The 19,377-nt window shown below is 72.5% G+C and carries 18 protein-coding genes; 3 read left to right on the top strand and 15 right to left on the bottom strand.

Features of this window, described 5'->3' with window-relative positions; all coding sequences use genetic code 11:
• Positions 1-45: 45 nt before the first annotated feature.
• Positions 46-306: a DUF4031 domain-containing protein gene (locus EJF31_RS13915; RefSeq protein ID WP_125037594.1), complete on the bottom strand. Its 261-nt coding sequence runs from the start codon at positions 304-306 to the stop codon at positions 46-48.
• Complete coding sequence (locus tag EJF31_RS13910; protein ID WP_125037593.1) at positions 303-1,019, bottom strand: copper homeostasis protein CutC; 717 nt, start codon at positions 1,017-1,019, stop codon at positions 303-305. The genes EJF31_RS13915 and EJF31_RS13910 overlap by 4 nt, the downstream gene beginning before the upstream one ends.
• 94 nt (positions 1,020-1,113) lie before the next feature.
• On the opposite strand from EJF31_RS13910, the gene EJF31_RS13905 reads away from it, so the two are divergent.
• Positions 1,114-1,458 (top strand): hypothetical protein, encoded by a 345-nt coding sequence (locus EJF31_RS13905; protein WP_373994714.1) that lies wholly within the window; start codon positions 1,114-1,116, stop codon positions 1,456-1,458.
• Between the two features lie 4 nt (positions 1,459-1,462).
• On the opposite strand, the gene EJF31_RS13900 is transcribed toward EJF31_RS13905, so the two are convergent.
• From EJF31_RS13900 to EJF31_RS13890, 3 genes are all read right to left on the bottom strand, one after another.
• Complete coding sequence (locus EJF31_RS13900) at positions 1,463-2,167, bottom strand: GntR family transcriptional regulator (RefSeq protein WP_260430838.1); 705 nt, start codon at positions 2,165-2,167, stop codon at positions 1,463-1,465.
• Positions 2,168-2,258: 91 nt separating this feature from the next.
• On the bottom strand, positions 2,259-4,793 hold the full coding sequence (locus EJF31_RS13895) for an ABC transporter permease (protein WP_125037591.1): 2,535 nt from the start codon (positions 4,791-4,793) through the stop codon (positions 2,259-2,261).
• A complete protein-coding gene (locus EJF31_RS13890; RefSeq protein ID WP_125037590.1) occupies positions 4,793-5,527 on the bottom strand; it encodes an ABC transporter ATP-binding protein in 735 nt (244 codons plus the stop codon). Before EJF31_RS13890 ends, EJF31_RS13895 begins: the two co-directional genes overlap by 1 nt.
• 113 nt (positions 5,528-5,640) lie before the next feature.
• Here EJF31_RS13890 and EJF31_RS13885 point away from each other — a divergent pair, with 113 nt between their 5' ends.
• Entirely contained in the window at positions 5,641-6,252 is a 612-nt protein-coding gene (locus EJF31_RS13885; protein WP_125037589.1) for an alpha-ketoglutarate-dependent dioxygenase AlkB, read from the top strand.
• A 177-nt stretch (positions 6,253-6,429) separates the two neighbouring features.
• On the opposite strand, the gene EJF31_RS13880 is transcribed toward EJF31_RS13885, so the two are convergent.
• Both EJF31_RS13880 and EJF31_RS13875 read right to left on the bottom strand, forming a co-directional pair.
• Positions 6,430-6,990, bottom strand: a complete 561-nt coding sequence (locus tag EJF31_RS13880) for a LemA family protein (protein WP_125037588.1) — start codon at positions 6,988-6,990, stop codon at positions 6,430-6,432.
• A gap of 39 nt (positions 6,991-7,029) precedes the next feature.
• Positions 7,030-8,772: a DUF2207 domain-containing protein gene (locus EJF31_RS13875; RefSeq protein WP_125037587.1), complete on the bottom strand. Its 1,743-nt coding sequence runs from the start codon at positions 8,770-8,772 to the stop codon at positions 7,030-7,032.
• An 82-nt stretch (positions 8,773-8,854) separates the two neighbouring features.
• Here EJF31_RS13875 and EJF31_RS13870 point away from each other — a divergent pair, with 82 nt between their 5' ends.
• Positions 8,855-10,216, top strand: a complete 1,362-nt coding sequence (locus tag EJF31_RS13870; RefSeq protein ID WP_125037586.1) for an MFS transporter — start codon at positions 8,855-8,857, stop codon at positions 10,214-10,216.
• Between the two features lie 65 nt (positions 10,217-10,281).
• Here the strand turns inward: EJF31_RS13870 and EJF31_RS13865 are convergent, their stop codons facing one another.
• The 8 genes from EJF31_RS13865 to EJF31_RS13830 all read right to left on the bottom strand — a co-directional run bounded on the left by EJF31_RS13865 (position 10,282) and on the right by EJF31_RS13830 (position 19,359).
• Positions 10,282-10,977, bottom strand: coding sequence for an SRPBCC family protein (locus EJF31_RS13865; protein WP_125037585.1), 696 nt, complete (start codon positions 10,975-10,977; stop codon positions 10,282-10,284).
• Between the two features lie 5 nt (positions 10,978-10,982).
• Positions 10,983-11,837, bottom strand: a complete 855-nt coding sequence (locus EJF31_RS13860) for a xanthine dehydrogenase family protein subunit M (protein WP_125037584.1) — start codon at positions 11,835-11,837, stop codon at positions 10,983-10,985.
• Entirely contained in the window at positions 11,834-14,302 is a 2,469-nt protein-coding gene (locus EJF31_RS13855) for a xanthine dehydrogenase family protein molybdopterin-binding subunit (protein WP_125037583.1), read from the bottom strand. Before EJF31_RS13855 ends, EJF31_RS13860 begins: the two co-directional genes overlap by 4 nt.
• On the bottom strand, positions 14,299-14,775 hold the full coding sequence (locus EJF31_RS13850; protein ID WP_125037582.1) for a (2Fe-2S)-binding protein: 477 nt from the start codon (positions 14,773-14,775) through the stop codon (positions 14,299-14,301). Before EJF31_RS13850 ends, EJF31_RS13855 begins: the two co-directional genes overlap by 4 nt.
• A 74-nt stretch (positions 14,776-14,849) precedes the next feature.
• Positions 14,850-16,043, bottom strand: a complete 1,194-nt coding sequence (locus EJF31_RS13845) for a transcriptional regulator (RefSeq protein WP_125037581.1) — start codon at positions 16,041-16,043, stop codon at positions 14,850-14,852.
• A 121-nt stretch (positions 16,044-16,164) separates the two neighbouring features.
• Positions 16,165-17,343, bottom strand: a complete 1,179-nt coding sequence (locus tag EJF31_RS13840) for an XdhC/CoxI family protein (protein WP_185736261.1) — start codon at positions 17,341-17,343, stop codon at positions 16,165-16,167.
• Positions 17,336-18,487 carry a VWA domain-containing protein gene (locus EJF31_RS13835; RefSeq protein ID WP_125037579.1) on the bottom strand — a complete coding sequence of 384 codons (1,152 nt, stop codon included), beginning with the start codon at positions 18,485-18,487 and terminating at the stop codon, positions 17,336-17,338. The genes EJF31_RS13840 and EJF31_RS13835 overlap by 8 nt, the downstream gene beginning before the upstream one ends.
• On the bottom strand, positions 18,484-19,359 hold the full coding sequence (locus tag EJF31_RS13830) for a MoxR family ATPase (RefSeq protein ID WP_125037578.1): 876 nt from the start codon (positions 19,357-19,359) through the stop codon (positions 18,484-18,486). Before EJF31_RS13830 ends, EJF31_RS13835 begins: the two co-directional genes overlap by 4 nt.
• Positions 19,360-19,377: the final 18 nt, after the last annotated feature.

The following is a 19,377-nucleotide window of genomic DNA, read 5'->3' as shown; positions in this document are numbered from 1 at the left end:
GCCCACACTGCTCCGCGGGCCGCCCGGCTGCATCCCTCAAACGGGCTACCGCCCGGTCTTGCGCCTCCGCAGCCCCGCGGCCCGCAGCCGGGCCACCAGCTCGCGCGAGGCCACCGGCTCGGCGCCGGCCGCCACGACCCGGTCGTACCACTCGGCCGGCACGTCGTAGTGGTCCCGGTCGAAGCCCCGCTCGGGGATCCCCAGGGCGCGGGCGAAGACGTGCAGCTCGTCGTAGGAGGTGTCCGAGGCGAGGTGCGACCAGAGCCGGCCGTGGCCCGAGGCGTTGGGCGGGTCGATCAGGATCATCCAGCGACGGTACGCGTCATCGTGTGGTCGAGCAGCAGCCGCCACGACCGGAGCAGACCCGCGTCCACGTAGCTCTTGTACGACGCCCCCGGCCGGACCTGGCGGTCGAGGTGGAACTGCGTCACGCCCGCCTGCACGAGCCACGGCACGTGCTCGGCGAGCAACCCGCTGCCGGGCATCAGCAGCCGGGCGAACTCCGGCGCGGACTGGGCGGTGGCGAGGAGGTCGTCGTACCCGACGGCCATGCCCTGCGGCGAGCCGGCCGAGCGGACCGCGACCAGGCCGGGCAGGCCGGCCAGCTGGCGCCAGGCGCGGGCCGGTTCGAGGGTCGCGTCGACGGCGTCGTGGAAGGTCCAGGGCACGCCGGGCAGCGAGTCGGCCAGGTGGGTGCAGACCTCGGTGTCGATCCGGAGGTCGCTGTCGAGGAAGCCGAAGGACACCCCGGCCGCGCCGCAGCGGAGGTAGTCCTCGGCCAGCCCGACCAGCCGGGTGAGCTCCCCGCCGGTGGTGGTCCACGAGTCGTTGAGCCGCAGCAGGACGAAGACGGGCAGGTCGGTCTCGCGGCAGACCGATGAGACGAGCGCGGGCTCGGGGGACAGACCGTGCGTGCCGTCGCCGGCACCGGCCAGGTGCAGGCGGTCGGCGCGGCCCTCCTCGGCCCCCGGCACGTCGCGCGGTCCGAGCACCGTCACCTCGAGCAGCGCGTCGCTCATGCCTCGACTGTAGGTCCGCGGCTCCCCCGCCCGTCGGAGGCGCGTCGGAGGCGCCGGGGGGACGCTCCCTTGCCCCCGAGGCATGATGGAGGACGTGGACGACACCCTGCTCTTCGAGGCCCGAGCCCGTGTCCTGGCCGACCTGCAGGCCCGCCACCAGGCCACCGCCGAGGCCGTGTCGCTGCTCGAGGACGCCTGCGCGGACCGGAGGTGGTGGGCCGAGCAGTGGCCGGCCGGCGAGGCGTACGTCGCCGGGCTGGTCGCCCAGGACGTGCAGGACGCACTGCTCGACTCCGTCGGTCGGTGGCCGCTGTGCCTGACCTGCGACACGGACGAGCCGCTGCACGCGCTGCACATCCAGCCGGACCTCGGCGGTCCCGACCCGGTGTGGGTCTGCGAGCAGTCCGACCAGGCGGTCGCCCCGCTGGGTGGGCTCTAGGCTCCTAGCCCTCTTGGCCGAGCTGGACCCAGAGGGTGAACCGGTCGGCGCGGTAGACCGAGCGGGAGACCTCGACGACCTTCTCGCCCACGAGCGCGCGGCGCGAGTGGCGCAGGACGGGGGCGCCGGCCTCGACCTCGAGGTGGCGGCCCTCCTCCTCGTTGGCCACGTCGGCGTTGATGGAGTCCTCGGCCCAGGTCGGGCGCAGACCGCGCTGGCCCAGGGCGTCGTAGAGGCTGGTGGGCATCCCGCTCTGCAGGAAGCCGGGGATCAGCACCTCGTTGAGGTAGGCGTCCTCGATGCACATGGGCACGCCGTCGGCGCGGCGCAGTCGCTTCCAGTGGATGACCGCGTCGCCCTCGGTGAGGGCCAGCGCGCGGGCCACGCCGGGGCCGGCCTGCTCGCGGCGGGCGAGGAGGGTCTGCGACTCGGCGAGCATGCCGCGGCGCGCCATCTCCTCGGTGAAGCAGGTCAGCCGGCTCGCCGCGCGGCGCGGGCGCGCCACGAACGTGCCGCGACCGGGGATGCGCTCGAGCAGCCCCTCCACGACGAGTGCGTCCATGGCCTGACGCACGGTCATGCGCGCGACGCCGAAGCGGTGCACGAGCTCGCGCTCCGACGGCGCCGGGCTGCCGGGGGCTGCTCCGGAGACGAGGGACCGGACGTACTCCCGCACCTGGACGTGCTTCAGCGCTCTGCCCTCGGACACCAGCACTTCCTCCACGTAGGGAAGCGTAAGCGGATATCACACCCCCCGTCCCCGGTTCCAGGGAGGTGAGGGCCAGATCTCATTCCGTGGCTCACTCCGTGGCGATCGCGCGCAGGATGTCGAGGCGGGCCGCGCGCCGCGCCGGGAACACCGCCGCGAGCACCCCGATCAGGAGCGCGAGGACGAGGAAGACGGCCAGCTGGGAGGTCGGCACGCTGATGACCTCCAGCCCCTGGTCGCGCAACGCGTACATCAGCGCGACGCCGAACCCGATCCCCAGGACGACGCCCAGCAGCGCCCCGAGCACGGCGATCACCACCGACTCCAGCGTGATCATCCAGCGCAGCTGCGCGCGGCTCAGCCCGATGGCGCGCAGCAGCCCCACCTCGCGGGTCCGCTCGATCACCGACAGGGCGAGGGTGTTGACGATGCCGAGGACCGCGATGACCAGCGCGAGGCCGAGCAGTGCGTAGATCAGCTTCACGAACTGGTCGATCGGCCCCCGCTGCCCCTGGGCGAACTCCGCCTCGTTCTTGACCGTCACGATGGGCAGGTCGGCCACCACCTGCTCGAGGTCGTGCTGGACGCCGACCTGGTCGCGGGCGAAGACCACCAGCGCGTTGTCCTGGTCGGGGAAGCCGGCGTCGGTCAGCGTCTTCAGCGTGGTCAGGATCGGCGTGAACACCAGCGGGTTGTCCTCGTAGGTGCCGACCACGCCGTAGGTCTGCTTGCCGGTCGGCATCTGGAGGGTGACCGAGTCGCCGACGCCGAGGTCGTGGTCGGCGGCCCACTTCTGCCCCAGCAGCACCGTCCCGTCGCGCAGGTCCGAGGTCGAGCCGGTCGGCGTCCGCAGGTTGAGCCCGTCGATCTCGGCGGGGTCGGTGGCGGCCATCCCCTGCCGGTCGCCGTCGCGCTTCACGAACGCGTAGCGCTCGCGCACGATCCGCTCCACGCCGTCCACCTTGGCCATCCGGTTGGCGATGCTCGGGGAGAACGGTCCGCCGAAGACGTTGCTGACCACGAAGTCGCCGATGAAGTTGTCCGCCACCGACTTGTCGATGCTCGACTTGGCCGAGTCGCCGACGATGGCCATCGTGCAGGCCAGGGTCAGCCCGATCATCAGGGCCGAGGCCGTCGCGGTGGTGCGACGGGGGTTGCGCAGCGCGTTCTGCCCGGCGAGCCGGCCGACCGACCCGAAGAGGGCGCCGTACGACGCACGGGTGAGGGCCAGGAACGGCTGGCTGATGACGGGGCTGGCCGAGGAGACGCCGAGCAGGATCGCGAGCACGCCGCCGCCGACGAGGTAGCCACCGTGCGGGGCGTTGCTGAAGAGCCCGAGGTAGAGCAGGCCGAGTCCGAGCACGGTGAGGATGGCGCCGAGCAGCAGCCGCCGGTGCAGCGCCGACTCGGGGAGGGCCACGTCGTCGCGGAGCGCCTGGACGGGCGCGATCCGGCTGGTCCGGCGGGCCGGCAGCCAGGCGGCCGCCATCGTGACGAGCACGCCGACGGCGTACGCCGCCACGACCGTCCGCGGCGCGAAGACGAGCGGCTGGCCGGACAGGTCGAGGCCGTAGCGGGCGAAGAAGGCCCGGATCCCCATCGCGAGGAGGACGCCGAGGCCCAGGCCGAGGGTCGAGCCGACCGCGCCGAGCACGAACGCCTCGAGCTGGACCGACCAGGTGACCTGGCGCTTGGACGCCCCCAGCGCGCGGAGCAGGGCCAGCTCGCGGCTGCGCTGCGCGACCAGCATCGAGAAGGTGTTGACGATGAGGAACGCCCCGACCACCAGCGCGATCCCGGCGAAGATGAGCAGGAAGGTCGTCAGGAACGAGATCGCGTCGAGCAGCTGGGAGGCGGCCTCGTCGGCGGCCTTGTCGCCGGTCACCGCCTCCACGGAGGCCGGCAGCACCGTGGCGACCTGGTCGCGGAGCTCGGCCTGGGAGACCCCTGCCCTGGCGGTGACCCAGACGTCGGTGAAGGCGTCCTTGCCCCCGAGGAAGAGGTGCTGGGCCGTCGCGGTGTCGAAGATCGCCAGGGTCGCGCCGTTGAGCGAGCCCCCGTGCTCGAAGTCGGCGATGCCGACGAGCCGCGGGGTGAGGGAGGCCCGGTTGGCGGCGGTGACGAGGTGGACCCGCTCCCCCACGAAGTAGTCGGCCTTGGCGGCGGTCCGGGCGTCGAGGACGACCTCGTCGGACCCGTGCGGCTCGTGCCCGACGGTGATCGAGAGGCCCTCGAGTCCGTGGCCGGCCGGCGCGGTGGTCCAGTTGGCGCCGATCGCGGGTGGCCCGAAGCCGCCGACCACCTTGTTCTTCTTGTCCACCACGAAGACGCCGAAGGCATTGACGTTGCCGTCGACCCGCGCGGCCCCAGGCAGGGTGCGGAGCTCGTCGAGGAGGGCCGCCGGCACCGTGCGCGTCGACGGGGTGCCGTCGACGGTCTGCCCGCCGACCGGGCGGACCACGACGTCCCCGACGGTCGAGGCGAACAGTGCGGTGAAGCTGCGCGACAGCGTGTCGGAGAAGACCAGCGAGCCCGCGACGAAGGCGACCCCGAGCACGATCGCGAACGTGCTCATCAGCAGCCGCAGCTTGCGGCCGAGCAGGCTCTTGAGGGCGGCCCGGACCATCAGGCGCCCGCCTCGGCCATCCGGGTCATGATCTCCAGGACCTGGTCGCGGCTCGGGTCGCGGATCTCGTCGACCACCCGGCCGTCGGCCAGGAACACCACGCGGTCGGTCCAGGCCGCGGCGACGGGGTCATGGGTGACCATCACGATCGTCTGGCCGTGCTCGGTCGCGCTCTTGCGGAGCAGCTCGAGCACCTCGGCGCCGGAGCGCGAGTCGAGGTTGCCGGTGGGCTCGTCGGCGAAGACGATCCGTGGGCGGCTGACCAGCGCGCGGGCGACCGCGACCCGCTGCTGCTGGCCGCCGGACAGCTCGTTGGGCTTGTGCGACAGCCGGTCCCCCAGGTTGACCGTCGCCACGACGGCGTCGTACCACTCCCGGTCGGGCTTGCGGCCCGCGATGGCCAGCGGGAGCAGGATGTTCTCCTCCGCGGTCAGGGTCGGCACGAGGTTGTAGGACTGGAAGACGAAGCCGATCTCGTCGCGACGCAGCCGTGTGAGGGCCTTGTCCTTCAGGGTCGTCAGGTCCTGCTCGCCGATGAAGACGTTGCCGGAGTCACCGGTGTCCAGCGCCGCGCAGCAGTGCATCAGCGTCGACTTCCCCGACCCGCTCGGTCCCATCACCGCGGTGAACTCGCCCTCCTCGAGGTCGAGGCTCACGTCGTCCAGGGCGGTCACCAGGGCCTGCCCGCTGCCGTAGGTCTTCGTCAGGTTGCGCACGCGGGCGGCCGCTGTCATGGGTCAACGATCCCGCAGGGCGCCAACTCCCACCACCGGGATCGCCCTGAGGGATCCCCGAACCTCCGCGACACTCTCGAACAATTGTTCGATCCCGCGCTATCCTCGAGGGCATGGACTTCCAGGGTTCGCTCTTCGCCCCGCCCACGGGCGGGCTCTCCTTCGAGGACGTCGCCCGGCACCGCCTCACCCGGGGCGCCTGGGTGGACGTGACGCGCAGCTGGCTCCCCGACGCCGACGACGTGTTCCGCGCGCTGGTCGCCGACGTCCCGTGGCGCGCCGAGCGACGGCAGATGTACGACCGGGTGGTCGACGTGCCGCGCCTGGTCCACACCTACGTGGCCGGGGAGGACCTCCCCCACGCGGCGCTCACCGCGGCCCGCGAGGCACTCACCGCCCACTACGAGCCGGAGCTCGGTGAGCCCTTCGTGACCGCCGGGTGCTGCTACTACCGCGACGGCCGCGACAGCGTCGCCTGGCACGGCGACACCATCGGCCGCGGCCGGACGCAGGACACCATGGTCGCGATCGTGTCCGTGGGCGACCCCCGCCGCCTGGTGCTGCGGCCCCGGGGCGGCGGGGAGTCGACGTCGATCGTAATGGGCCACGGCGACCTGGTGGTCATGGGTGGCTCGTGCCAGCGCACCTGGGAGCACGCCGTCCCCAAGGTCGCCCACGCCGGGCCGCGGATCTCGGTGCAGTTCCGCCCGCTCAATGTCTTTTGAGACGAGCAGCGTCGCCCGAGGAACGAGGGCGGCGCGTGGGCTCGGCCAGGTTGAGCAAGCCGCGCGACCGAGGAACGAGGTCGCGACCGGCGCGTCGAAACCCCTGTGACGTACGCAGGGCGGCGACCCCTGGGGGTCACCGCCCTGGCGCGCCTCGCACCTCAACCAACGAGAGGATCAAAACTTCACGGTCGGGGCGACTTCCTGGCCGTCTGGGGCGTCGTAGAACTCCCGCTTGTGGACGTTCGCGATGCCGGTGAGGAACATCCACGGGACGGTCTGGGTCAGCTTGTTCAGCGACGCGACGGCGTCGTTGTAGTACTGCCGGGCGAAGGAGATCTGGTTCTCGGTCTCGGCGAGCTGCTTCTGCAGGTCGAGGAAGTTCGTGTTGGCCTTGAGGTCGGGGTAGGCCTCGGCGACCGCGTTGAGCTTGATGAGCGACTGCTGGAGCTCGGCGTCGGCGGCGGCCTTGGCGGGCACGTCGTCACCCTTGGCGGCGGCCTGGACTCCGGCGCGGGCCCGGGTGATCTCCTCGAAGACACCCTTCTCGTGCGCGGCGTACCCCTTGACCGTCTCGACGAGGTTGGGGATCAGGTCCGCGCGACGGGTCAGCTGGACGTCGATGCCGCCGAGCGCCTCCTGGGCGCCGATGTCGCTGGTGCGGAGCTTGTTGAAGCCGCTGATGACGAAGCCCACCAGGGCCACGAGCACCACGACTGCCACGATGGCGTAGAGCATCAGTCATTCCTCATTTCTGGGTTGTACGACGAGTGTGGGTCACCACGAGCCGCCGCCGCCACCGCCGCCACCGCCGCCGCCCGAGAAGCCTCCGCCGCCGGACGAGGAGCTCTGGGTGGCCTGGTAGGACGAGATTGCGGAGTCCACGGTCGAGGAGAAGTCGTCGACCATGGAGGACACGGGATCGTTGTAGTGGCTGCCGACGTAGGCGCCGGCGAGGTAGGACGGCACCGGGGGCTCAGAGCCGGTCTCGGTGCGGTACTTGTCGGCCCACTCCTTGGTGCAGCCGAGCGCGACGGCCCACGGGATGTAGGCCGTGTAGAGCTCCTGGCGGCCGGCGAAGTCGAAGCGGTCCTTGCTCGACGGGGTCGACAGGACCCGGTGGAAGCCGCCGATCCGCGACCAGAGGTCGCGCCCCGAGGCGGTGCGGCGCGTGCCGGAGCCGGTGCGCACCAGCGGGAAGGCGCCGATCGCGAACGCGCCGGGGACCAGCCCGACCATCGACATCGAGAGCGGGTTGAAGATCGCGACGGCCAGCGCCGCCAGCAGGCCGGCGATGACCACGAGTGAGCCGGCGCCGCCGAGGCCGCTGGTCACCATGTGGCCCGAGGTCCTGGCCCAGCTCTTGACCGAGTCGTCGAACGTCCCGATCTCGGACTTGAGGCGCTTGCCTGCCTCGACGTCCTTCTTCGACGCCACGAAGGTCGTGCCCGGGCCGCCGAGCAGGTGCGCCACACCGGAGGAGACCGGGTCGAGGCCTGCCCAGCCCTCGGCGCCCTTCTGGTCGGTGATCGACCAGGTGTCGCCCTCGCGGTCGAGGCTGACGGCGCCCTTCTCGGCGGCGTACATCAGGGTCCCGACGTACGCCGAGCGGTCGACGTCCTCGGTGAGGAGGTACTGCGCCTGGGCCGGGCCGATGCCCTCGGGCGGGGCGTACATGAGCGGGAACTGCGGGTTGGTCTCGCGGGCGCGGGCCGCGATCCGGGCACCGAGGCCGAAGGCGGCCAGGCCGAGCAGGACGACCAGCCCGAGCAGGATCGCGTCGGGTCCGAGCACCGGGTCGAGCGCCGGCACCCACGGCCGGGTGTCGCCGGCGGGCGGCGTGGCCATGTCGAGACCCGCCTTGACCGTGACGGGGGTGTTGGCCGGGAGGTGGCCGGTGCGGACGTGGAGGGTGGTGCTGCCCTCGCCCTTGGCCGTGCAGCCGCTCGTCGCACCGGACCCTGTCGCGCACTGGACGTGCTCGGCCGCGACCGGGAGGTGCACGGTCAGGTTGGTGGCGTCGATCTCCTGCTTCCAGCCACCCGGGACGAGGTTCCAGTAGAACTGCGACCGGCTCCCGTCGGTGCCGGGCTCGATCACGCCGTCGATGGAGTAGCGGATGACGTAGACGTGCTCGCCCGGCGTCACGGTCTCGGTGGGGGAGCCGATCTTGGCGATCTTGAAGCGGCCGTGGTCCTCGGAGAGGTACTCCACCGGGACGGTGCCGTCGTCCAAGGAGACCGAGATGTCGTGCACGACGCGGCGTGCGTGCGGCGCGCTCGGGTCGGCCCGGTCGAAGAACCGGAAGATGCCGTGCCGGCCGTAGGGGAAGTCGACGGTGAGCTTCTCCACGACGGCGAGGTCACCGGACTCGTCGAGGGTGAAATCGGCGACGTAGGAGGTGATGGTCGTCGACTCGGGGCTGTTGTCGGCGGAGCCGTAGTTGAACAGGGCCGCCGGGATGAACAGGACGGCCACGAGCACCGCGAGGCCCACGGCGTACCCCACGACACGCTTCATGGCTGGAGCCTAGGGCTCGGCGCCTCGTCCCGTCGGAAAACCGCGTGCCCGCTGTCGGTGGCCACTGGGAGACTGCTCGGCGATGAGCACCCCGACCGCCGCCCCCCGTCCGACCCTCGCCTCCTTCTGGCACGACCTGCCGCGCGAGGGCAGGCTGATGCTGTCCGTGGTCGTCTTCGAGTTCCTCGGCACGGGCCTGGTCCTGCCGTTCCACGTCGTCTACCTCCACGAGGTCCGCGGCTTCGCGCTCAGCGACGTCGGCCTGCTGCTCGGCCTGCCGCCGCTGGCCGGCTTCCTCGTCGTCGGGCCGGGTGGGGCCCTCATCGACCGGCTCGGGGCGCGGGTCATCGTGCTCACGGTGCTGTCGCTGCTGATCGCGGGCGACGTCCTGCTCGCCTTCGCCGAGACCCTGCCCGTCGCCGGCTTCGCGCTGATGCTCTCGGGCATCGCCTTCGGCGTCTCGTGGCCGGCCTTCCAGAGCTTCATCGCCGCGGTCGTGCCGCCCGAGCTCCGGCAGCGCTACTTCGGGGTCAGCTTCTCCCTGCTCAACCTCGGCATCGGGATCGGCGGCATCGTCGGCGGCGTGGTCGTCGACGTCGACCGGGCCGTGACCTTCCAGGGCATCTACCTCGCCGACGCCGTGAGCTACCTGCCCTCCCTGTTCCTCATGCTGGTCCCGCTGCGCCACGTGGCGGGGCGCGTCCAGCACGACCCTGAGGAGGTGGCCGCATCGGGCGGCGGTGGCTACCTCGCCGTGCTGCGCCGACCGGCCGTGGCGCCGCTCATGGTGCTGTCGTTCGTGTCGTCCTTCGTCGGCTACTCCCAGCTCAACGCGGGCATGCCCGCCTTCGCGCGGGCCGTCGGCGAGGTCTCGACGCGCGGTCTCGGCTTCGCCTTCGCGGCCAACACCGTGGTGATCGTGCTCCTCCAGCTGGTCGTGCTGCACCGCATCGAGGGCCGCCGCCGCACCCGCGTGATCGCGGTGATGAGCGTGCTCTGGTCGCTGTCCTGGCTGCTGCTCGGCGCCTCGGGCCTGGTGCCCGGCACGCTCGGGGCGACGCTGCTCGTCGCCGCCTGCGCCTCGGTCTTCGCGCTCGGCGAGACCCTGCTCCAGCCGACCATCCCGGCCCTCGTCAACGACCTCGCGCCCGATCACCTGCGGGGCCGCTACAACGCCCTGAGCTCGGCGTCCTTCAGCCTGGCCGCGATCATCGCGCCGCCGATCGCCGGCGCGCTCGTGGGGCACCACCTCGGCAACGTCTACATCGGCCTGCTCGTCGCCGGCGCGCTGGTCTGCGGCGCGCTCGCCGTCCTGCACGTCGAGCCGCAGCTGCCGCCGGCCGTCAACGGCGTCCGCCCGCCCACGACCGCGGACGCCGAGGAGCCTGCCTTCGTGCCGACCCCGACCGGCGTCCCGGCCGGCACGCTCGAGTCCTCGGGATAGTCCCCACCGCAATTGCTGTCGATCGGGCGATTTCACGACAATTGCGTTGGGGACTATCCGTCACATCAGTCCCGCCCGCTGAGCCACCAGATCACGAGCGCGACCACGGCGAGCACAGCCGCGACCGGCTTCCAGTAGGCCCGCAGCAGGATCGGGAGGGCGGTCGCGCCGAGGTCGAGCGCGTCGTCCCCGTCGTACGCCGGGGGCGGAGGCGGCGCGACCGCCGGCGATGGCCGGGGTGACGGAGCCGGCTCCGGAGCCGCAGCCGCGGGTACGGCAGCGGGTGCGGGCCCGGGCTCGGGCTCGGGCTCGGGCGAGAGCCGGTTCTCCAGGCAGGCGACGAACTGACCGAGCAGCTTGTCGGAGACGTCCTGCATGACGCCGCGCCCGAACTGCGCCGGCTTGCCGGTGATCGCGAGGTCGGTGACGACCTCCACGTCGGTGGACGTCGGATCGGCGGCGCCGGCCGCCATGGCCAGGGTGACCGTGGCGCCCGCCGTGCCGTTGCCGCGCTTGTCCTTGCCGTTGGCCTCGACCACGAAGCGGTGCGCCGCCTCGTCCTTCTCCACGAACGTGCCGGACCCGTTGTAGACCAGCGCGATCGGTCCCAGCTTGACCTTGCAGGAGCCCTGGAAGGTGTCGCCCTCGACCGAGGTCACCGTGGCGCCCGGGAAGCAGGTCGCCAGGCCGGCGATGTCCTGGAAGTGCGCCCAGGTCTCCTCGACCGGGGTGGGGACGGTGAAGCGGTGGGTCAGGTCCACGGGCCTCAGGCCCCCGCGGCGGCGAGCACCGCTCGCCGGGTCAGGACCGTCGCGAGGTGCCGCCGGTAGTCGGCGTCGCCGTTGAGGTCCGAGGGCGGGTTGGCGCCATCGGCAGCATGCGCCGCGGCCGACCGCACGGCCTCGTCGGTCGCAGGCTGGCCGGCCAGTGCCTCCTCGACCGTACGGGCCCGCAGCGGGGTCGAGCCCATGTTGGTGAGCCCGACCCGGGCCTCGGCGATGGTGCCGCCCTCGACCCGGACAGCGGCGGCGACCGCGACGATCGGCCACTGGTGGGCGACGCGCACGAACTTCTCGTAGTGGGCGCCCCAGCCGGTGTGCTTGGGGATCCGGACCTCGGTGAGGATCTCGCCCTCGGCGATCGCGGTCTCGAAGAGGTCCACGAAGAAGTCGTCGGCCGCCACCGTGCGGGTGCCGCCGCCGCCGGCGATCACGAACTCCGCCCCGAGGGCGAGCGCCGGCGCCCCGAGGTCCCCCGCGGGGTCGGCATGCGCGAGCGCGCCGCCGAACGTGCCCCGGTGGCGCACCTGCGCGTCGGCCAGGTGCTCGACCGCCTTGGCGATCAGGGCTGCGTGCCGCGCGACGAGCGGGTCGGTGCCGACGGTCGCGTGCGGCGTCATCGCGCCGATCACGATCGCGTCGCCGTCCTCGCGGATGCCGCGCAGCGACTCGATCCGCCCGAGGTCGACGACGACCTCGGGCGCGTTGAGCCGCATCCGCAGCACCGGCAGCAGGCTCTGCCCGCCGCCCAGGACCTTGGCGTCGTCGCCGTGCTCGGCGAGCGCGGCCAAGGCCTCCTCCACCGACGTGGGCGCGAGGTAGTCGAACGCTGCGGGAATCATGCGCCCGCTCCTTCCGTGCTGTCCTGACCGGGTTCGCCGTGACCGAAGTGCGGCATCGCCGCGCCCTCCGTCGAGCCGCCGGAGCCGGCACTGTTGATGGCCTTCCACACGCGCTCGGGGGTGCACGGCATCTGGATGTCGTTGACGCCGAGGTGGCGCACGGCGTCGACCACCGCGTTGACCACCGCCGGGGTGGAGGCGATCGTGCCGGCCTCGCCGACCCCCTTGGTGCCGAGCGTGTTGGTCAGCGACGGCGACGTGGTGTGGTCGATGTCGAAGCTGATCGTGTCCGCCGCGGTCGGCAGCAGGTAGTCGACGAAGGAGCCCGACACCAGCGTGCCGGCGTCGTCGTGCACCGCCTCCTCCCACAGCGCCTGTGCGATGCCCTGGACGAGGCCGCCGTGCACCTGCCCCGCGACGATCAGCGGGTTGATGATGTTGCCGATGTCGTCGCAGCAGACGTACTTGCGCATCCGCACCGCCCCGGTCTCGGTGTCGACCTCCATCGCGCACAGGTGCGTGCCGTGCGGGAAGTTGAAGTTCACCGGGTCGTAGGTCGCCTCCGAGTCCAGCGACGGCTCGACGCCGTCGGGCAGGTTGTGCGCGGCGAAGACCGCGGTCGCGATCTCGCCGATGGCCAGGCCCTGGTCGGTGCCGCGCACCGAGAACCGGCCACCGGAGAACTCCAGGTCGTCCACGGACGCCTCGAGCAGGTGGGCCGCGATCGGCCGGGCCTTCTCGATGACCTTGTCCACCGCCTTGACCAGCGCCTCCCCACCCACGACGAGCGAACGGGAGCCGTAGGTGTCCAGGCCCTTGTGGGCGATCTGGGTGTCGCCGTGCAGCACCTCGACGTCCTCGAAGGCGACCCCGAGCCGGTCGGCCACGATCTGGCTGAACGCCGTCTCGTGACCTTGCCCGTGCGCGGAGGCGCCGGTGACGACCTCGACCTTGCCCGTTGCGAGCATCCGAACGCTCGCGTGCTCCCAGCCGCCGGCTCCGTAGTTGAGCTGGCCGAGCACCCGGCTGGGCGCCAGGCCGCACATCTCGGTGAAGGTCGAGACGCCGATGCCGAGCTGGACCGGGTCGCCGGACTCGCGTCGGCGCCGTTGCTCGGCACGCAGCTCGTCGTACCCGAACATGTCCATCGCCCGGGCCGTCGCTGCCTCGTAGTTGCCGGAGTCGTACTCCAGCCCGGCGACGGTGGTGAAGGGGAACTCCTCGTGCCGGATCCAGTTCTTCTCGCGCACGGCGATCGGGTCGACCCCGAGCTCGGCGGCCAGCTCGTCCATCAGCCGCTCGATGGCGTACGTCGCCTCCGGGCGCCCGGCGCCCCGGTAGGCGTCGGTCCAGGTCTTGTTGGTGAAGACCGTCTGGCAGTTGAACCGGTAGGCCGGGAACTTGTAGATCGCGTTGAACATGAACGCGCCGAGGACCGGCACGCCGCCGCCGACGATGGCGACATAGGAGCCGAGGTCGGCCAGCAGGTCGACCTTGAGGCCGGTGACCCGGCCGTCCTTGGTCGCGGCGAGGGTGAGCTTCTGCCACTGGTCGCGGCCGTGGTGGGCCGAGACGAGCGACTCGCTGCGGGTCTCGGTGTACTTCACCGGCTTGCCCAGCCGGCGCCCGACCGCGAAGGCGATCATCTCCTCGGGCGTCTGCTGGAGCTTGCCTCCGAAGCCGCCGCCCACGTCGGGCGCGATCACCCGGATCTTGGACTCCGACACCCCGGTGGTGGCGGCCAGCGCAAACCTCAGGATGTGCGGGATCTGGGTCGCCGACCACACGGTGATCTGCTCACCGGTCGGGTCGACCACGACCGACCGGGGCTCCATGAAGGCCGGGATGAGCCGCTGCTGGCGGTACTCCCGCTCGATCAGGATGCCCTCGGAGCGGGCCCGGTCGATCGCCTCGTCGACGTTGCCGCCGGTCCCGGCATCGGCCGAGTCGAAGCTCCAGAACGCCGACTTGTTGGTGCCGAGGTCGGGGTGGGCCAGGACCTTGTCCTCGGCGGCCTCCTTGAGGTCGAGCGCGGCCGGCAGCACGTCGTAGTCCACGTCCACGAGCTCGGCGGCGTCACGGGCCTCGGCGGCGCTGCGCGCGACCACCACGGCCACGATCTCGCCCGCGAAGCTGACCCGGTCGCTCGGCATCGGCAGGTGCGTCGGCGTGAGCTGCTCGGTGGTGATCGCCCAGGCGTTGATGCAGACACCCTGGGACTCGCCGAGGTCGGCGCCGGTCAGCACCGCGACGACGTTGGTCGCGGCCTGCGCGGCGCTGGTGTCGATCCCGGTGATGCGGGCGTGTGCGAAGGGGCTGCGCACCATCGCGAGGTGCAGCATGCCCGGCAGCGTGATGTTGTCGGTCCAGCGCGTGCGGCCGGTGATCAGCCGCTGGTCCTCCTTGCGGCGCCGGTCGCGGCCGATCTCGCGCTCGACCTCGGGGCGTTGCTCGACCGCGGTCATGACGTCGCCCCTGCGGTGGCGCCGGCCGCGTGCTGCACGGCCTTGACGATGTTGTGGTAGCCGGTGCAGCGGCACAGGTTGCCCTCGAGCCCGAAGCGGATCTCCTCCTCGGTCGGGTGCGGGTTCTCCTTGAGGAGGTCGACGCTCTGCATGATCATGCCGGGCGTGCAGAAGCCGCACTGGAGGCCGTGGCACTCGCGGAACGCCTCCTGCACCGCGTGCAGCTGGCCGTCCTGCGCGAGGCCCTCGATGGTGGTGACCTCGTGGCCGTCGGCCTGGACGGCCAGGACGTTGCACGACTTCACGCTCGTGCCGTCGAGGTGGACCGTGCACGCGCCGCAGTTGCTGGTGTCGCAACCGATGACGGTGCCGGTCTTGCCGAGTCGCTCGCGGAGGTACTGCACGAGAAGCATGCGGGGTTCGACGTCGTCGGAGACCGATGCTCCGTCGACGGTCAGGCTGATGCGCGTCATGGACGACTCCCTGGGCATGGCCGGATACGTGTGATGCCGATCACGCTAGGAGCACGGGGTTGCCAACAGGTTGGCTAGGAGCGGGCGACCGCCAGCCGGCCCTTGAGCAGCGGCACGGCGGGATGCCGGCGCCCCGCGAGCGAGGCGAGGCAGACCTCGATCACCTCGGCGTCGTACGGCGCGAGCTCGCTGTAGCGGACCACCGCATCGGGCTCGGGGTCGGCCAGCAGCGCCTCGCGGACGGCCACGGCGACGTACTCGGCCAGCTCCCCCAGCGCCGGGGAGTTGGTGCCGGGGAGCAGGTCGCCGCCGTAGGCCTCGACAGCCGCCCGGACGTGGCCGCGGCGGAGCAGGCCGAGGACGTGCTCGACGTCGGTGACGACCGGCATCATCAGCCGGTAGGGCCGCGAGGACAGCTGCCCGCCGAGCGCCGATCGCAGGTGGGAGACCTCGGCCTTGAGGGTCGAGAAGGTCACCGCCTGGTCGCCGTAGACGAGCGCGTGCAGCTGCTCCAGCGACAACCCCTCCGGGTGCATGGCGAGCAGCGCGAGCACCTCGGTCTGGCGGCGGTTGAGCAGCAGGCGCTGGCCGTCGAGCCGCGTCTCGGCGGTGCCGAGCAGGGTCATGACCAGGCCGGGGTCGTCGGTCTCGTCGGCGACGACGCCCGGGTGGTGCGCGGAGTGGGGCATGGCGGTCTCGATCAGCGCGGCCATCACGCGGGCCGTCGCGAGCCCGATCGGGTGGGTGCGGTCCCAGGTCGTCGACAGGTCGAGGACGCCGAGCTGCGCGCCCGTGACGGGGTCGTGGACCGGGGCGGCCCAGCACACCCAGTTGTGCACGATCGGCGCGTAGTGCTCGGCGCTGAAGACCATCGCCGGCCGGTCGAGCCGGTTGGCCAGGTCGAGGGCGTTGGTGCCGACGCTCTGGTCGTCCCAGCGGCCGCCGGCCACGAAGTTCACCGTCTCGGCCTTGCGCCGCATGACCCGGCCGCCGTAGGTCCACAGGATCCGGGTCTGCGCGTCGGTGACCGCGATGACCAGGTCGCCGTCCTCGGCCGTGCGGCGCAGCTCGGCCTCCACCCGCTGGACCGCTGTCTGCAGCGGGGAGCCGCGCCACAGCGCGGCGGTCTCGCCCTCGTCGGCGAGCGGGGCGTGCGTGACGTCGTGGCTGATGGCGGCCTCGGAGCGGGCCCAGCTGCTCAGGATCTCGGGCCGGACGAGCGGCTCGGCCTCGTCGCCGTCCTCGACGAACGCGGTCCAGGCGCGCATGGCCTCGACCCTGCGTCCCTGCAGCTCGCTGCGCGCCACGGTCCCCCCTGGGAGTCGTCGTTGCCGCAAAACTAGCACCGGCCAGGTGACGGGCGTCACAGTCCGTCTGGGTCTGCCCGGGTCAGGCCAGGTCGCGGTGGATCCGCCCCTCGGTGGTGCCGAGCCGCTCCCCCGAGCCGCCCCACCGGCCGGCGATGATCTCGGCGGCGATGCTGATGGCGGTCTCCTCCGGGGTGCGGGCGCCGAGGTCGAGGCCGATCGGGCTGGAGAGCCGGCCGAGCTCCTTGTCCTCCAGGCCCGCCTCGCGCAGCCGCGCGACCCGGTCGTCGTGGGTGCGGCGCGAGCCCATCGCGCCGACGTACGCCACGTCGGGGAGGCGGAGCGCCACCTCGAGGAGGGGTACGTCGAACTTCGGGTCGTGGGTCAGCACCGTGATCACCGTGCGGCTGTCGATGCGGCCGGCGTCGCGCTCGGCCTGGAGGTAGCGGTGCGGCCAGTCCACGACCACCTCGTCGGCCTCGGGGAACCGGGTGTTGGTCGCGAAGACGGGCCGGGCGTCGCACACGGTCACGTGGTAGCCGAGGAAGGAGCCCACCCGGGCGACCGCCGCGGCGAAGTCGATCGCCCCGAAGACCAGCATCCGCGGCTTCGGCGCGAACGCCCACACGAACACCCGCATCCCCTCGCCGCGGCGCTCGCCGTCGGGGCCGTAGGTCAGGGTCGCGTTGTGGCCGCTCGCGAGCAGGCCGAGAGCGTCGTCGTGGACGGCGTCGTCGGCGCGCGTCGAACCGAGCGATAGTCCGGCACGTTTCTGTTGTTGCGGATCGGTCCCACCAACGATTTCGTGACGGACTATCCCCTCGTCGGGGCGGACAACGAGCCGGCGCCCGAGCCAGGCCGGGTCGGGGTGCTCGATGACGGTGGCGAGGGCGACCGGGCGGCCCGCCTCGATGTCGGCGGCGATCTGCCCGAGCTCGGGGAAGGTGTGCTGGTCGACCTTTTCGACGTAGACGTCGAGGATGCCGCCGCAGGTCAGCCCGACCGCGAAGGCGTCGTCGTCGGAGACGCCGTACCGCTGGAGGACGGGGGTGCCGGACGCGACGACCTCGCCGGCCAGCTCGTAGACGGCGCCCTCGACACAGCCCCCGGAGACCGACCCGACGGCGTCGCCGGAGGGCCCGACCAGCATCGAGGCACCGGCCGGGCGCGGCGCGGACTGGAAGGTGGCCACCACGGTGGCGACGCCGACGGTCTCGCCGGCCCGCCACCAGGTCAGCAGCTCGGTCAGCACGTCACGCACGGGAGACCACCTCCACGAGGTCGGCATAGGTCGCCAGCGAGTGGCCGGCGAGGAAGTCGTCGACGTGCGGCAGGACTGCCAGCACGCCCTGCTGGACCGGCTCGTAGCCGGCCTTGCCGCGGTGCGGGTTGACCCACACCACGCGGTGGGCGACGCGGTGCAGCCGCTCGACCTGCTCGGCCAGCAGCGCCGGGTCGCCGCGCTCCCAGCCGTCGCTGAACACCACGACGACGGCGCCACGTGCCATCCCGCGCTGCCCCCACCGGTCGAGGAAGATCTTGAGGGTCTCGCCGAGCCGGGTGCCGCCGGACCAGTCGGGCACGGTCTCGCCGGCCGCGACCAGCGCCCGGTCGGGGTCGCGCAGCCGCATCGCCCGGGTCAGGTGGGTCAGGCGGGTCCCGACCGTGAACGTCTCGACCACGCCGCGACGGCGCCCGGTCGCGCCCGCGACCGTGAAGCGGTGGGCCAGACGCAGCAGGGCGTCGGCGTACCCGCTCATCGAGCCGGACACGTCGACCAGGAGCACCAGCCGCCGGGGCCGGACCCCGCGACGGCGCCAGGAGATCTCCGCCGGCTCCCCCATCCGGCGCAGCGAGGAGCGCAGGGTGCGGGAGGCGTCGACCTGGCCGCGACGCCAGGGTTGGTGGCGGGCCGTGCGACGCACCGGCGGCCGGGGTCGCAGGGTCGCGAACATGCCGGCGAGCCGCTGCCGCTCGGCCGGGGACAGGCGGGCGACGTCGCGGTGCCGCAGCACCTCGGCGGCGCTGGCGCGCGCCCGCACCACCTCCTCGGACTCCTCGCCCTCCCCCTCCCCGTCGGTCTCCGGAAGGTCGGAGAACGCCGGCACGGTCGGCGGCGCCGGGCGCGAGCGCGGCAGCCCGTCGCGGGCGTTGAAGTAGGCCTCGAAGACCTGGCCGTAGCGCTCGAGGTCGTCCGGGCCGGCACAGAGCGTGGCCCGCCCCGCGTCGTACGTCGCCCTCCGGTCGGCAAGCCCCAGCAGCGCGACCGCCTCGAGGAAGCCGTGGGACCGGTCCTGGGTGACCGGCACTCCGGCCGCCCGGAGCGCACGCGTGAAGCCGAGCAGCACCTCGTCGGCGCCGCGCACCCAGCCGGCGTCGGTGGTCGAGCCTGTCGAGACCGTCATGTGCGCAGCATCTGGTCCAGGGCGTGCCGGACCCGGTCGGCGTCCTCGCGGTACTTCACGAGCGCGCCGAGCGTCGCGGCGGCGGTCGCCAGGTCGAGGTCGGTCGTGCCGAGGTGGTGCAGCGCCCGGGCCCAGTCGAGGGTCTCGGCGACACCGGGCGGCTTCTGCAGGTCCTGGCGGTCGCGGAGCTGCTGGACGACCTCGACGACCTGGCGGGCCAGCCCGGCCGCGACCTCGGGCGCGCGGGAGCGGACGATCTCGACCTCGCGCTCCAGGCCCGGGTGGTCGATCCAGTGGTAGAGGCAGCGGCGCTTGAGCGCGTCGTGCAGCTCGCGAGTGCGGTTGGAGGTGAGCACCACGATCGGCGGGGTCGCGGCCCGCACGGTCCCCAGCTCGGGGATCGTCACCTGGTAGGTCGACAGCACCTCCAGCAGGAACGCCTCGAACTCGTCGTCGGCGCGGTCGACCTCGTCGACCAGCAGCACCGCGGGGCTCTGCTGGAGCGCGGCCAGCACCGGGCGGGCGAGCAGGAAGCGGGCGTCGTACAGGCTCTTCTCGGCCTCCTCGACGTCGGCGGTGCCGCCGGCCGCCTCGAGGGCGCGCAGGTGCAGGATCTGCCGCGGGAAGTCCCAGTCGTACAGCGCCTGGGTGGCGTCGATCCCCTCGTAGCACTGCAGCCGCACCAGCGGCAGGTCGAGCGCCTCGGCCAGCGCCTCGGCCAGCGCGGTCTTGCCCGTGCCGGGCTCACCCTCGAGCAGCAGCGGCCGCTGCATCTTCAACGCGAGGAAGCCGACGGTGGCCAGCGACTCGTCGCAGAGGTAGCCGGTCCCGCCCAGGGCGGCGGCCACGTCGCCGGTCGACTGCAGATCCATGTGTCGAGGCTACTTCGG

This window comes from Nocardioides sp. LS1 (assembly GCF_003865225.1).
GTDB classification, from domain to species: Bacteria; Actinomycetota; Actinomycetes; order Propionibacteriales; family Nocardioidaceae; genus Nocardioides; species Nocardioides ginsengisegetis.
This window is presented reverse-complemented; position numbering and strand designations above follow the sequence as displayed.